Source organism: Duganella sp. CY15W (assembly GCF_009857555.1).
GTDB lineage: Bacteria > Pseudomonadota > Gammaproteobacteria > Burkholderiales > Burkholderiaceae_D > Rugamonas > Rugamonas sacchari.
Genome location: NZ_WWCQ01000023.1, coordinates 1 through 426, shown reverse-complemented (window position 1 = coordinate 426; position 426 = coordinate 1). Strand labels below are relative to the sequence as shown.

The following is a 426-nucleotide window of genomic DNA, read 5'->3' as shown; positions in this document are numbered from 1 at the left end:
ACACCAGGGCGCCGGAATTGCCGCTCAGCGTCAGCGTGCCGCTGGCGTCAGCGCCGTTGCCTGCCACGCCGGTGGCGGTATTGCCGCCATTGCCGCCGGCGGCGCTCACTTGCACATTGGGCTGGCCACGGTTGTAGATGCCCAGCTGGGTGGCATCGGTCGCCAGCGTCAGCGTGGAGGCGGCGGCCGCGCCATGGCCGGCCTGGGCGCTGTCGCTGGCGCCGCCGTTGCCGCCGTAAGCGGCCTGGGACACGGTGCCGTAGCGGAAGTTGAGATTGTTGAAGCGGTTGTTCAGCACGGACTGTGCGCCGTTGCCGCCGCGCGCGCCTTGCTGGCCGGCGCCGCCGTTGCCGCCACGCTGGGTGATGCTGACCTGGGCCGTGTTGATGAGGGCCTTGAGCGCGGTGGTGGTGCTGGCTTCGCCGC

The 426-nt window shown here is 71.4% G+C and carries 1 pseudogene; it reads right to left on the bottom strand.

Going from position 1 to position 426, the window contains the following annotated elements:
• Nucleotides 1-426, bottom strand: a pseudogene (locus GTP58_RS31995) (hypothetical protein); the annotation flags it as partial.